At 70.6% G+C, this 13,118-nt stretch carries 11 protein-coding genes and 1 pseudogene; 3 read left to right on the forward strand and 9 right to left on the reverse strand.

The window, feature by feature from the left end; all coding sequences use genetic code 11:
* Positions 1-15 precede the first annotated feature (15 nt).
* Together ACFOYY_RS41940 and ACFOYY_RS41945 are read right to left on the reverse strand one after the other, a co-directional pair.
* Positions 16-357: pseudogene (locus ACFOYY_RS41940) on the reverse strand (VOC family protein); the annotation flags it as partial.
* 55 nt (positions 358-412) lie between these two features.
* Positions 413-1,525 carry an ABC transporter substrate-binding protein gene (locus ACFOYY_RS41945; RefSeq protein WP_386197106.1) on the reverse strand — a complete coding sequence of 371 codons (1,113 nt, stop codon included), beginning with the start codon at positions 1,523-1,525 and terminating at the stop codon, positions 413-415.
* Positions 1,526-1,992: 467 nt separating this feature from the next.
* Between ACFOYY_RS41945 and rsgA the strand changes: the two genes are divergently transcribed.
* The 3 genes from rsgA (at position 1,993) to ACFOYY_RS41960 (ending at position 4,986) form a co-directional block, all read left to right on the forward strand.
* Complete coding sequence (gene rsgA, locus ACFOYY_RS41950; RefSeq protein ID WP_352012235.1) at positions 1,993-3,069, forward strand: ribosome small subunit-dependent GTPase A; 1,077 nt, start codon at positions 1,993-1,995, stop codon at positions 3,067-3,069.
* A 494-nt stretch (positions 3,070-3,563) separates the two neighbouring features.
* On the forward strand, positions 3,564-4,076 hold the full coding sequence (locus ACFOYY_RS41955) for a GNAT family N-acetyltransferase (protein WP_386197123.1): 513 nt from the start codon (positions 3,564-3,566) through the stop codon (positions 4,074-4,076).
* 235 nt (positions 4,077-4,311) lie between these two features.
* A complete protein-coding gene (locus tag ACFOYY_RS41960; protein WP_386197107.1) occupies positions 4,312-4,986 on the forward strand; it encodes a GAP family protein in 675 nt (224 codons plus the stop codon).
* A gap of 14 nt (positions 4,987-5,000) precedes the next feature.
* Here ACFOYY_RS41960 and ACFOYY_RS41965 read toward each other — a convergent pair whose 3' ends face one another.
* From ACFOYY_RS41965 to ACFOYY_RS41995, 7 genes are all read right to left on the reverse strand, one after another.
* Entirely contained in the window at positions 5,001-5,693 is a 693-nt protein-coding gene (locus tag ACFOYY_RS41965) for a class I SAM-dependent methyltransferase (protein WP_386197108.1), read from the reverse strand.
* A gap of 16 nt (positions 5,694-5,709) precedes the next feature.
* Complete coding sequence (locus ACFOYY_RS41970) at positions 5,710-7,005, reverse strand: MFS transporter (RefSeq protein WP_386197109.1); 1,296 nt, start codon at positions 7,003-7,005, stop codon at positions 5,710-5,712.
* Between the two features lie 55 nt (positions 7,006-7,060).
* Entirely contained in the window at positions 7,061-8,362 is a 1,302-nt protein-coding gene (locus ACFOYY_RS41975; protein WP_386197110.1) for an aminotransferase family protein, read from the reverse strand.
* The gene (locus ACFOYY_RS41980) at positions 8,359-9,435 is read right to left on the reverse strand and encodes a methyltransferase (protein ID WP_386197124.1); all 1,077 of its coding nucleotides are present in this window, start codon (positions 9,433-9,435) and stop codon (positions 8,359-8,361) included. Before ACFOYY_RS41980 ends, ACFOYY_RS41975 begins: the two co-directional genes overlap by 4 nt.
* A 10-nt stretch (positions 9,436-9,445) precedes the next feature.
* On the reverse strand, positions 9,446-10,693 hold the full coding sequence (locus ACFOYY_RS41985) for a cytochrome P450 (protein ID WP_386197111.1): 1,248 nt from the start codon (positions 10,691-10,693) through the stop codon (positions 9,446-9,448).
* 249 nt (positions 10,694-10,942) lie between these two features.
* Positions 10,943-11,914 carry an amidohydrolase family protein gene (locus tag ACFOYY_RS41990; RefSeq protein ID WP_386197112.1) on the reverse strand — a complete coding sequence of 324 codons (972 nt, stop codon included), beginning with the start codon at positions 11,912-11,914 and terminating at the stop codon, positions 10,943-10,945.
* Positions 11,911-12,882, reverse strand: a complete 972-nt coding sequence (locus ACFOYY_RS41995; RefSeq protein WP_352012227.1) for an amidohydrolase family protein — start codon at positions 12,880-12,882, stop codon at positions 11,911-11,913. The genes ACFOYY_RS41990 and ACFOYY_RS41995 overlap by 4 nt, the downstream gene beginning before the upstream one ends.
* Between the last annotated feature and the right edge of the window lie 236 nt (positions 12,883-13,118).

Below are 13,118 nucleotides of genomic sequence, written 5' to 3' on the forward strand. Positions count from 1 at the left end.
CGGACCAAGCTCTCAGCGCGGGGCGAGGACGCAGAACTCGTTGCCCTCCGGGTCGGCGAGGACCGTCCAGGGAACGTCGCCCTGGCCCACGTCGGCGGACGTCGCGCCAAGGGCCCGAAGGCGCGCGACCAGGTCCGCCTGGTGGGCGGCGGAGGTGGTCGCGAGATCGACGTGCAGGCGGTTCTTCACCGTCTTGGGTTCCGGTACGGCGACCACGTCGATGTACAACGCGGCGGGGTCGGGATAGGCGAAGCCCACGGGTTCGACGTTGGTCACGCCGGGTCCCTCGCTGGAGACGCCCCAGCCGAGGGCCTCCGCCCAGAAGCCGCCGACCACGGAGTCATCCCGGGCGTCCATCGCAATCTGTACAAGCCTCGTCGCCATGCCGCCGATCCTACGAGGGAGAACCGGCTCAGCCGGAGTGCAGGACCCGGAGGCGACCGGGTTCCGCCGGGTCCCGGTCGACGATCTGGACCGGTGCCCAGACCCACTGCCGGACGCTGATGCCCGGAGTGCGGGAGAACCGGATCCACCCACGGGTGCCCTCGACCGCGACGTGCGGCCATGCTTCGGCGACACGTGCCCGGTCCGTGCCGTGGGACCGCAGCGCGTCGGCGAGGACGGCGATCGTGTCGTAGCCCTCGAAGGCCACGAAGGAGGGTGCTTCGGCCAGCCGTTCGCGAAGGGCCGTCTCGACGCGTGCTCCGAGCGGGCTGAGGACTTCGGGCAGGTAGCGCAGGAAGGGGATCGCGACGCCGTCGTCGCCCAGCAGCGTCGCCCACTCGGCGGACTCAGGTTGCCCGGCCGGAGCGCCGATCATGATCTCGCCGAGGCGCGGGTCACGGCGGACGGACGTGACGATCGACGCCGCCGGCTCCGGGTGACCGACCAGAAGGAGAAGGGCTGTCGCGCGGTCACGGACGAGTGCGTCGCACACGGCCGCGGGGGTGAGTGCGAGCATGTCGAGTTCGATGACGGTGCCGCCACGGGGGGCGAGGTGGTCCCGCAGGACGCGGGTCCCGGACGCCCAGTAGACACTCGGCTGGACCGCCACGGCGATCCGGCTGTGGCCCGCGCGGAGAAGGAAGTCCGCGTAGATCCGCCAGCCGTGGGACTGCGCGGGGGCCAGGCGCGCGACCCACTCCGTCGGCCGCTCGGTGAGCTCGTCGAGGACCGCCGACGAGCAGAGGAACGGCAGGCCGAGGGCGTCGGCCCTGGCTGCGGCGGCTCGGGCGACGACGCTGTGATACTCCCCCACGAGGGCGGTCACCCCCAGACCGGCCAGTTCGTCCACGGCCGCCGCGGCCTTCTGCGGATCGGCCGCGGTGTCCCTGACCACCAGTTCGAGCGGCCTTCCGGCGATGCCCCCGGCGTCGTTGACCTCGTGAACGGCCAGCTCAAGTCCGGCGATCAGGTGCCGGCCCGCCTCGACCCAGCCAGGCCGGGTCAGCGGGGCAAGAGCGCCGATCCGGATGGATGACTCGGCGGCCCGTTCCGCTCCAGATGACGACGATGACGTGTTCATGTGCTGGCGTCTCCTGTGCGGTGAGTCATTGAGCGGTTTGCCTGGATCACGGAGTGGCAAGGCCTGATCGTACGCGGCGGGGCGCGCCCGGGTGATGAGGCCACCGCCGTCGGGGCCGGAACGCGTCGGCGTCGCGTGCACCAGTGTGCGAACGTCCGTGGTCCGCGTCCGAGCGGTCGTTCCACGGCGTCGGTGAGGAAAGGTCACGGTGGACCTCACCGGCAGCGGTACAACTGACCCTGGTCGGGGTGCTAGGCTGCCGTTCGTTCGGTATTGGATCGGTGTGGGAGGGAGGTGAGGTTTGATGACCGCGGTGAAGACCGCTGCCATGGGCAGCGCCCGGACCAACCTCACGTCCCGGGCCCCGGTCTGACCCACTTCTTCCCCCAGCCTTGAGCCATCGGGTTCGCCAGGCGGGGTGACGTCCGCGTCTCGTCGGGGCCCCTTCTCCGCAAGGGTCTCTCACGTTGCCATACACGTACACCGATCCATCCGGCCTGTTCAGGTACGGGTGGACCGGCGCACTCGACCGAACCTTCACCGAGCACTACGAAGCGGGCCTCGTGCCGGCCCGGATCTCCCGGGTCGATCGCGGCCTGTGCACGGCGATCACCACGTCGGGCCCGCTGCGGGCCTCGTTCGCCGCGCCGTACCCGCCCGACCCGCTCCTGACGCCCTGCACCGGCGACTGGGCCGCGCTGCGCCCGGGCGCCGAACCGCACCTGGCGGCGCTGCTGCCGCGGCACAGCGCGATCGTGCGCTCGTCGGCGTCCAGGTCCTCCCACGGACAGGTGCTCGCCGCCAACGTCGACACGGTCGTCATCGCCCTGTCCCTGGCCACGCCCCTGGACGCGGCCAAACTGGAGCGGCTGCTCGCCCTGGCCTGGGAGAGCGGGGCGCAGCCGGTGATCGTCTTGACCAAGGCGGACCTGGCCGACGATCCCGAGGCCGTCCACGCCGAGGCCGAAGCGCTGGCACCCGGCGTGGACGTCCTGGTCACCAGCGTCGCCACCGGTCACAACATCGACGTGCTGGCCGCGCTGGTGCGCGGTACCACCGTGCTGCTCGGCCCCTCGGGCGCGGGCAAGTCCAGCCTCGGCAACACGCTGCTCGGCGAGGAGCGGCTGGCCACCGGCACGGTACGCGAGCAGGACGGCAAGGGCCGCCACACCACGGTCCGCCGCGAACTGGTTCCCCTGCCCGGCGGCGGGGTCCTCATCGACACGCCCGGCCTGCGCGGGATCAGCCTGCATGACGCCGCCGACGGCCTGGAGCAGGTCTTCGCCGAGATCGAACGCCTCGCTCGGGACTGCCGCTTCGGCGACTGCGCCCACGACACCGAACCGGGTTGCGCGGTTCAGGCCGCCATCGACGCGGGCGAGCTGGCCGGACGCCGTCTGGACAGCTACCGCAAGCTGCAACGGGAGAACGCCTGGGCGGCCGCACGTACCGATGCCCGGTTGCGCGACGAGCGCGTCAACCGGCAGAAGGCCATCACCAGTCACCTGCGCGCCACCTACAGGTTCCGGGACCAGCAGCCATGACCGGCCGCGTCCCACCGACCTCCTCGACCGTTCATCGGCCACCCGGAGGCCGCACCACCATGCCCGGAGGACCGTACGACCCGGTCGGCGACCCCACAGTGGCGGCGTTCTTCGCCCTGCACGACAACCTGGCACGTCAAGGCCCCGGCTCCGACGCGACCGCCCGCCACCTGCTGTCCCTGGCCGGGCCGCCGACGCCGCGCCCGCGCGTGCTGGACATCGGCTGCGGGCCGGGCCGCTCCTCGCTGGTGCCGGCCCAGGCCGGAGCCGAGGTCACCGCGGTCGACCTGCGTCAGCCGTACCTCGACTGGTTCGAGGAGTACCGCACGCCGCTGTCACAGCGCGCCCACGCGGCCGACCTGGCCGTACCCGGGATGCGCGAGGCGGTCGCGGCCACCCTGCAAGAGATCACCATGCGCCGCGAGCACGGCGCTGGCTACCGGTACACCGGCTATGTCCTGCATCCGCAGAAGGACAAGGAGACGAACCCGACCATGACCTCTTCCTGGACCACCCGTCCCGAGAACGCCGGCGACGTCGCCGCCATCCGCGACATCAACCTCGCCGCCTTCCCCAGCCCGCACGAGGCCGACCTTGTCGAGGCGCTGCGAGCCGACCCGCAGGCGTGGCTGCCCGGCCTGTCCTGGCTGGCCGAGACCCCCGACGGCGATCTCGCTGGATACGCGTTGCTCACCCGCTGCCACGTCGGCGACTCACCCGCCCTCACCTTGGGCCCGTGCGCCGTCAAGCCCGACCATCAGCGGCGGGGCTCCGGGTCCGCCGCCATCCGCGCCGCTCTGCGAGCCGCCCGTGAGCAGGGCGAGAACCTGGTGCTCGTGCTCGGCCACGCCGAGTACTACCCCCGCTTCGGCTTCACCCCGGCCTCCGGGTACGGAATCCGCCCGCCCTTCGACGTCGAGGACAAGTACATGATGGCGCTCGCCTTCAACCCTGAACAGCCGGTCCCGAGCGGCGTCATCCGCTACCCGGCGGCGTTCGGCGTCTGACCTCCCGCTCCTCGAACGCGGCGAACGGCCCCCAGCACCGCTGGGGGCCGTTCGCCCGTCGCGAAGGTCGGTGGAGCGGCTTCGCGGCCGAGCATCCGTGGTGCGAGATGGGGCAGGTTCACGAGATCGCCAAGCATCATCCCAGGTCAAAGGGGGTAAGCCAATCGCAGTTTGGGGGTCCGGGCCGTACGCCGCTCCAACGAAACCGCGGCCACCGCCTACCGGGAGGGCGACCATGGGTGAGGCGTTCGCCGACATGCTGCCCTACACGCTGGGCCTGATCGTCTCACCGTTCCCGGTCGTGGCCGTCATCGCGTTGCTGATCAGCGCCAACGGGCGGGCCAAGGCCCTGCTGTTCGAGATCACCTGGCTGATCATGAGCTGGGCCGTGCTGCTGGCCCTCATCGCGCTGCTGGGCGCCACCGGTGCCACCGGCCACGAGTCGCCCGCCTGGGCCGGTTGGATCAGCCTGGTCATCGGCGTCCTCCTGCTCCTGACGGCCTTCTTCGGTGTCCGCAGGGCCGTACGCCGCAAGGAGGGCAGGGACCCGAAGGTGCCCGGCTGGATCGCCGCGATGGACACGATGACCAAACCCAGGATCGCCGGAGTGGCGGCCGTGCTCATCGTGGCCAACCCGGTCAACCTCGCCTCCCTGGCCGGCGGTGCCGTCGCCGCAGGCCGGGTGCCACTGCCCGCGGGGCGGCAGGTGATCCTCGCGGCCGCGTTCGTCGTCATCGGCAGCCTCGGCGTGCTCGCCCCCTACGCCACCGCGCTCAGCAAGGACGGCCCGCAGCGACTGCGGCGGATGCGCGGCTGGCTGATCCGGCACAACGGCGCCCTGTCCCTGCTGCTGATCCTGGTGTTCGGCATGCTGTTCCTCGCCAGGGGCCTGCGCGGCCTGCTGGCCTGAGGCGTACCCGCGAGTCAGTGAGTCCGTGGAGTCCGTGGAGTCCGTGGGGTCGCGGTGAACCAGGTGCGGTCGTCGGTGAGCCACCGGCCCAGGGTCAGGTCCGCCTCGGCCAGGTCGCCGGCGAGTTCGGCTCCGTCGACGGGGTGGCGGCTGAAGGCGTGGGTCCAGGTTCGTTCGCCGACGTGGTAGTCGATGACGACGTCGACGCACGGCCCGTCCCGGTGGACCTCTCTGACCACGCGGCGGATGCCGTCGTGTTCGTGCGCGGTCGGCTGGGCCGTGTCGAACCAGTCCGGGGCGGTCCGCTGGAAGACGGCCGTGCCGTTGGGGGCGAGGTGTTCACGGCAGGTCCGCAGGAAGGCGCGGCGTTGCGCCGGGTCCGTGTTGATCATGGTGCTGGCGAGCAGGACGGCGTCGAAGACGCGTCCCAGACGCACCGTCTCGATCCGGTCCCGTACGGCGGGCAGCTCTCCCAGGCGTTCCAGCATCGCCGGGGACTCGTCGACCCCCATGACCGGGTGGCCGAGATCGGCCAGGGGCCGCAGGATCCGGCCGGTCCCGCAGCCGAGCTCCAGGATCGACGCCCCGGCGGGCAGAGCCGCGTGCACGATCTCCGCCTCCCCCATCGGCGGCAGGAGGTCGTAGAACTCAACGGCACAGCCGTCCGGGGTGATCTCCCCGGGACCGGACCCGTGGTAGGGGCTCAAGATCGTTCCCTTCTCGTCACTCGGAGCGGGCGGCCTGCGGTGAGGCGGTCGGATCATCGTCGGAGAGTTCCTGGACGGAGCGCATGTGACGCACCGGTGAGAACCACAGGATCACGGTGGGCACGAACAGTCCGACACCGGCGACGAGCACCGTCTCCCTGAGACCGATCCGGCCGCCCAGCGCCCCGCCCGCCAGCGAGCCGAGCGCCAGCGCGCCCCAGGAGATCATGCGCACGGTCGCGACGACCCGTCCGAGCAGGTGGTCGGGGGTGACGGCCTGCCGCAGACTGATGATCGTGACGTTGTAGATCGGGACCGCGAACAGTACGACGAAGTTCGCCGCCGCCGCGGTGACCAGCCCGATGCCGCCCCCGTGAACGGTCGCGAGGCCGAGCACCCCCACCCCGGGCAGCGCGGTGGACACCAGCAACGACCGCCCCGTGCCGAGGAAGCGTGTGACGGGTCCCAGGCAGAACGCGCCGCACAGCGCCCCCACGCTCCCCACCGAGATGATCAGGCTGACCCCACCGGCGCCGGTGCCGACGTCACGGATGAGGAACAGGAAGAACACGGCCGTCAGGGCGTCGAAGAAGAAGTTCCCCACGGCGCCGGCGATCATCGCCCAGCGCAGCACCGGATGGCGTAGCACCATGTCCAGGCCCTCGCGCAGCGAGGCCCGTATCGAGAGCGCCGTCCCGGACGGGGGCGGCGCCGGGCGTTCGTCCCTTTTGACGCCCAGCAGCGAAAGCGCGGACACGAGATAGCTGATCGCGTCGATGGCGACGACGACCGGCGGCCTCAGCACGCCGATCAGCAGGCCCGCGAGCCCGGGGCCCGCCACCTGGGCCAGCGATTCGGAGATCTGCAGCCTGCCGTTCGCCTCGACGAGGTGCCCACGCCCCACGAGGCCGGGAAGGAAGGCCTGGTAGGACACGTCGAAGACGACCGTCATCATGCCGATGACGAACGCCACCACGAACAGTTGCCCGATCGACAGGAAGCCGAGGCCGTACGAGACGGGGATCGAGCCCAGCAGCAGGGCCCTGAACGCGTCGGAGCCTATCAACAGCGGCCTGCGTCTCCCCCGGTCGACGAGCACGCCGATGAGCGGTGCGAACAGCAGGTACGGCAGGCGTTCGAGGAAGCCGAGGACACCGGCCTGCATCGGGGTCGCGTTCAGGACGACGACCGCGGTCAGCGGCAGCGCGACAAGGGTGATCTGCGTGCCGACCAGTGACAGTGACTGGCTCGACCACAGCAGCGCGAACGACCGGTTACGGACCACCGAGTCCGGTTTGAGACCGAGTTTCATCGTGCCGCTCCCCCATCCACTCGCTGCCCGCCTTCTCGCACGTCCCGGCACCGGATCACGGGCCGAGTTCCTCCAGCGCCTCGTCGAGCGCCGTCACGATCTGGGTCACGTCGTCCGCTGAGATCACCAGCGGGGGAATGATCATGATAGCCGGGCTTATCGCGAGTGCGGAGACGAGAACCCCCCGATCCTCCATCGCCAGCCGCAGATGGCTTGAGGCCGCCTCGTGAGCGGGCTCACCGTCCGGCCCGCGCATCTCGACGGCGTACATCAGGCCGGTGCCCCGGACCGCGTTCACATGCGGATGCCTTTCGGCCACCGCGGTGAGACCGGCGTACAGCTCCGCGCCCCGGTGCTTCACGTTCTCCAGTACGCCGTCGCCGGTCAGCGTGTCCACCACGGCGATGGAGGCGGCCAGCCCGAGGGGGTGACCGTCGTTCGTCGAGCCGATGAGGAACTTCTGGTCGTAGTCGAGACCCAGAATCCGTTCGTAGACCGCGTCCGACAGGACCACGGCCGACAGGGGCGCGTATCCGGCGCTCAGACCCTTGCCGAGGGTGAGCATGTCCGGCTGGACACCGACCTGTCCGGTGCGGGTGAACTCGCCCGTGCGACCCATCCCGGTCGTCACCTCGTCGACGATCAGATAGATCCCGTGGTCCTGGCAGAAGGCCGCGAGCGTGTGCAGGTACTCGTCGGTGAGCACGTGGCCGCCCTCACCCACCACCGGTTCGACGACGACCGCCGCCACGCGTTCCGGACCGTAGGAGGTGATGAGCCGTTCGAGGTCTCCGGCCTCGCCGGGCCGCCCCGCGGTGAACGGGCCGGGAGCGTGTTCGACGTCGGGCAGCAGGGGGCCGGACTGTTCGTGCACGTACGGCATGCCGGTGAGCGCGCCTCCGGCGGCCCCGAGGCCGTGGTAGCCGCTCCACAGGCCGAACACCGCCCTGCGGGCGGGCGCACCGTCGGCGCGGTGCAGGAAACGGGCCAGCAGCACCGCCGTCTCGACCGCCTGCGCGCCGTTGCTGCAGTATCGGATCTTGTTCATCGTGGGGGGAAGGTGCGGCACGAGGGCGTTGGCCGCCTCGACGGAGATCGCGCTGGGCCGTCCGTAACCGATCAGGTTGGCGTAGGCAAGGGTGTCGATCTGCTTCTTGACGGCCTCGCCGACGGCCTGGTGGCCGTATCCCAGCGTGACGTTCCACAGCCCGGAGCGGGCGTCGAGGAACCAGCGTCCGCCCCGGTCGCGTACCCGCACCCCCCGTCCCTCGACCAGCATGCTCTCCGGCCTGAGCGTCCGAAGGTAGGCGCCCATCGTGGGGCTGTTCCACAGCGGGTAGTCGGCAGGATCGATCAAGGCTTCACCTCTCCGATGTCCGATTCGGCCGGGGCCGTACCTCTGACGGCCTCGATCACGCTCATTCCCGGCGGACCGGTGACGACCTTCTCGAACCGCCATCCGCCGTGTTCCAGCAGCCGCCGATACTCCGTCAGCGTGCGTTCCCTGGCCCCCTCGTACAGGACCATCATGGCGACGTCGCTCCAGCTCTGCTGGGAGGCGGGGACGCCGTGTTCGGGAAGCAGGTCCTCGAACAGCAGAAGGCGGGCCTGCCTCGGCGCCCCGCTCGCGACGGCGCGGAGGATCCGGACCGCCGCGGCGTCGTCCCAGTCGTGCAGCACCCGGGCGAGCAGATACAGATCGCCCGGCGGCGGCGGGACGAACAGATCGCCGGGATGGAGCGCGTATCGGCCGGACACCCCCTGACTCTCCAGGTACGGCCCGGCCAGAGTCAGGACCTGTGGCTGGTCGACGAGGACCGCCGTCGCCCCGGGCGCCTCCTGGAGCGCCCCGGCGGTCAGGACGCCGACGCCGCCCGCGACGTCGACGATCACCCCGCTCTCCGGCCAGTCGAGCAGCGGCAGGCACGGCAGCGACAGCAACCGCGCCTGCTCCACCATCGCCCTGCCGAAGGTCGTCTGCTCCTGCGGCCGCGGGGCGAGATACTCCCAGAAGCCCGTGCCGAGGACCCCGGGCGCCGCCGCGTGGCCCGTGGTGAGGGTCTCGGTCAGCGCGTGCGCGACGTCGGAGATCCCCAGCGTCGCGAACGTCGCCTGCAACGACATCGGGTGCGAGGCGCACAGCAGCCGTCCGCGTCCGGTGAGCGACACCTCATCCGGCACCGGGTCGAACGTGACGATCCCGTGGCCGGACAGCAGGCGCAGCACACGGCGCAACGCGTCCTCGTCGGCACCGGCCTCGGCCGCCAGCCACGTGACCGGGCGGGCGCCGCCGGCGAGCAGATCGGGGACGCCGAGCCTGCTGATCGCGCACACGCAGTGCCACGCGACGCCGCTCTGGTAGATGTCGAAGAGCGCGCGGATGTCGGCGATCGGCTCGGTCGCCGTCTCCGCCGAAGGGGCGCCGTTCATCTGTCGCACGCTAGATCTCCTCGCCGTGCAGCTCCGGGACCATGGTGACCTCAAGCCGTTCCAGGCCGTTGAGGAAGTTCGACCGCTGACGCACGGCCTCTCCCGCGGGCTCGACGGCGGCGACGCGCCGCCGCAGGACGCGCAGAAGACAGCGCAGTTCGATCCGCGCCAGCGCGGCGCCGACACAGTAGTGCGGCCCGCCGCCGAAGCTCATGTGCGGGTTGGGCCTGCGGTCGATCAGGAACCGCCCGGCCTCGGGGAACACCTCCTCGTCACGGTTGCACGAGGGGAACCAGACCACGACGCGGTCTCCCTCGCGGATACGGGCGGCTCCCAGTGTCGAGTCGGTCATCGCGGTGCGCATCGCGTGCATGGCCGGGGAGGTCCACCGGAGGATCTCCTCGACCGCGCTGTCGATCAGGCCGGGATCCTCCTTCAGCCGCCGCCACGCGCCGGGATGCTCGATGAACGCCAGGAGCGCGCCCGACATCGCGTGCGGGGTCGTTTCGAGGCCGCCGTTCATCAGGCCGTCGCAGTTGAGGATGACCTCCTCGTCGGACAGGGGGCGTCCGTTCACGGTCGCCTGGGCCAGCGAGGTCACCATGTCGTCGCCCGGGGCGTTCCTGCCCTCTTCGAGCCGATCGGCGAAGTAGGCGAAGACGCCGGCGTGCGCCGCCGTCCGCGCCGAGGCCGCGGCGGGGCCGGGGTCGGTGTCGTCGAAGGCGACGGCGATGAAACGGGCGAGTTCGTCACGGTCGCCCGGCGGGACGCCCATCATCTCGAACAGGAGCCATGTCGGGATCGCGACGGCGAGGTCGCGGACGGCGTCGAACGCCTCGCCGCGTTCGAGGAGCGTCCGCACGAGATCGTCGATCATCCGTTCGAGCCCCGGCTGCAGTGCCGCGACCGCCCGGCCGTTGAACCATGTGGAGTGGGCGGCGCGGAGCGCCCGGTGCTCCGTGCCGTCGGACACCACGAGCATCCGGCCGGAGGCGGCCTTCACCGCAGCCTCGTTCCCGCCGAGCCGCATGCCGAGCGCGGAGCCGAACCTGCCCGGGTGTTTGACCACCTGGCCGCCGAGCCGGTGCGTGGTGACCGACCAGAAGCCCCCCGCGCGTTCGGACTCGCACCAGGCGATCGGATGGGTACGGCGGGCCTCCCGCCACACGTCGAGGTGCCGGTCGCCGACGTAGAGGAGCGGGTCCGCGATGTCGAGCCCCGCTCCTCCCGCCGTCCATGTGGGACTGCGTCGGCTCATTGCCCGCGCTCTCCCCGTCCGGGCTTCGCCCGGTGCCCATCGATCGGTCCGCCGGTCAGGCCAACGCCCACAAAACACGAGAATAAGCCCATAATCTACCCCGAATTCCTCTTTGGCCGCCATTCTTGTGACGTTGAAAACGCCGGAACCCGAAACGCTGGACGGCCCTGCCGAATGTCCGATGTCGCGCCGCTTCCGGCACGGAAAGACGATCCGTCGAAAGCCGGGATCCGGACTCCGTTTTTCCTTTCAGGACATGTCATTGGGCCTGCTCCGCGGAGGAAGGACGCGCAGAAGATTGCGGTTGAGGATGAGCGCGTGCTCCCTGCGGGGCAGCCCGGCGAGGACCCGGGGCCCTCGGACGACCTCCTCGACCAGGCGTCCGAGCCCGCCGGAGATGCGGTTGAGCGGCCAGTCGGTACCAAAGATGATCTTGTGGTTGAGGCCGAGGCGGAACAGGTGACGCAGATGGGCGGGCCAGCCGCCGGGCGTCGCCGCGCCCGCGAAACCCCCGATGTCCAGATAGACGTTCCTCCGGAAGGCCGCGAGATACGCCGCGACGTCCACATGCGTGACGCCGCCGTGCCCGAGGACGAAGTTCACCCGGGGGAAGTCCCGCACCGCCTGGTCCACCCGCAGCGGATGCGCCGGCGCGAAGTCGAGGCTCCCCGCGGTCGGGCCCGTGTGCACGAAGACCGGAAGCGACCGCGCCGCGCACGCCTCGTAGTAGGGGTACAGCCCGGGGTCCGAGGGCGAGTAGCCGCACGGCGGATAGAGCTTGAGCCCGTCGAACCCGTAGGTGTCGACCAGCCTCTCGAAGAGCTCCACCCCCTCGGGGCCCCGGCGCGGGTCCGCCCCGATGTACACCCAGAAGCGGTCCGGGTGGCGGAGACGGATCTCGTGGTGACGCCGTGCCATCTCCTCGATCGTGAGTGGCGAGGCCATCCTGAGGGTGAAGTCCGGCACGAGGAGTACGGCGCGGTCCACCCCGGAGTCGTCCATCTCCCGCACCAGCTGGTCCGCGTGATGGTCCTGGTGCTGGGCGACGTAGGCGTCAACGAGCCGGCCACGCCGTGGGGCGGCGCCCTCGGCCTCCAGACGGCGGTGCACGTTCGCCACGACGTCCTCGATGAACCTCATCGGGATGAAGTCGGTCGACGCCACGTGACAGTGACCGTCGTAGACCGGCACGGGCGGCGCTCCGCCCGCCCCGGCGTTCACGCGGACCTCTCCGCGGCGGCCACCCCACCGTCGTCGCCCGCCAGCCGCCGGATGGTGCCGGCCATGATGAGCCTGCGATGCGATCGCCTGACTCCGGCGAAGACGGTCGTCCCCTCCCTGAACTCCCTGGTCAGCGAGTCGAGGGACACACTCATCCGGAAGGAGGGCCAGCACGTCCCGAACAGGATCTTGTGGTTGACGCCCAGGTGGAAGAGCCGGTTGAGGTGCGCCTGCCAGCCGTCGGAGCTGAGGACGCCGGGGAACTGGCTGATGTCCAGGAAGACGTTCGGCCGGTGCAGGCACAGGTACGTCGACTCCTCGACGTGCGTGACGCCGCCGTGCCCGAGGATGAAGTTCACCCCGGGGAAGTCTCGCGCCGCCTCGTCGATCATCAGCGGCTGGCCGTGGGTGAAGTCCAGCGGGCCCCAGCCGGGACCCGTGTGGCTGAGCACGGGGACGCCCCGGTGCGCGCACACCTCGTAGTACGGGTACAGCCGGCGGTCGCTCGGGGAGTAACCGGCGGGGGGATAGAGCTTGAGCCCGGCGAAACCGTACTCGTCGAGACACCGTTCGAAGAGCGCGATCCCGTCGGGGCCCGACCGCGGATCGACCCCCCAGAACACCCTGAACCGGCCTGGATGGCGCTGCGACACCTTGTGGTGCAGTTCGGCGAGCTCCGGAGGTGACAGGATCCCGTCCGCGACGTGGGAGAAGTCGGGGGCGACGAGGAACGCCTGGTCGACGCCCGCGGCGTCCATCTCCGCGACGAGCCGATCCCCGTCGTGATCCTGGTACAGGGCGAGCAGCCGGTCGGTGACGCGTCCCAGCTTGACCGGCTGCCCGTGGGAGACCAGCCGGTGATGGACGTTGGCCGCCTGTTCTTCGAGGAACCGGCGCGGAACCGCCAGGTCCGTGGCGAGGTTGACGTGCGCGTCGACGACGGGCTCGTCCGTAGGCTGCCCCGTCATGTGGTCTGCGCCCCAGCCGGGCGGTCCGTCGGTTCCTCGAACCTCATACTCGTCTCCTCCGGCGTTCCCGCAAAGAGTCGGTGACGCCATGAGCCGGGATGGCGGGTTTCGGGACTTGTGCGAACCGTATTCCGTTTCGCGCGGAGGGTGAGGTGAATGCCGCACCACCGCATCCGGACAATTCCACATCAATGAAATTGATAGTTCGCGTCCGCAATATTTGCGATTAATCCGCA

The sequence above is a fragment of the Streptosporangium jomthongense genome, assembly GCF_042650425.1.
GTDB lineage: Bacteria > Actinomycetota > Actinomycetes > Streptosporangiales > Streptosporangiaceae > Streptosporangium.

Coding starts and splice junctions, on each gene's coding strand:
- ACFOYY_RS41945 (WP_386197106.1), bottom strand. CDS start 1,525: ATGAACACGTCATCGTCGTCATCTGGAGCGGAACGGGCCGCCGAGTCA.
- ACFOYY_RS41955 (WP_386197123.1), top strand. CDS start 3,564: ATGACCTCTTCCTGGACCACCCGTCCCGAGAACGCCGGCGACGTCGCC.
- ACFOYY_RS41960 (WP_386197107.1), top strand. CDS start 4,312: ATGGGTGAGGCGTTCGCCGACATGCTGCCCTACACGCTGGGCCTGATC.
- ACFOYY_RS41970 (WP_386197109.1), bottom strand. CDS start 7,005: ATGAAACTCGGTCTCAAACCGGACTCGGTGGTCCGTAACCGGTCGTTC.
- ACFOYY_RS41980 (WP_386197124.1), bottom strand. CDS start 9,435: ATGAACGGCGCCCCTTCGGCGGAGACGGCGACCGAGCCGATCGCCGAC.
- ACFOYY_RS41985 (WP_386197111.1), bottom strand. CDS start 10,693: ATGAGCCGACGCAGTCCCACATGGACGGCGGGAGGAGCGGGGCTCGAC.
- ACFOYY_RS41995 (WP_352012227.1), bottom strand. CDS start 12,882: ATGACGGGGCAGCCTACGGACGAGCCCGTCGTCGACGCGCACGTCAAC.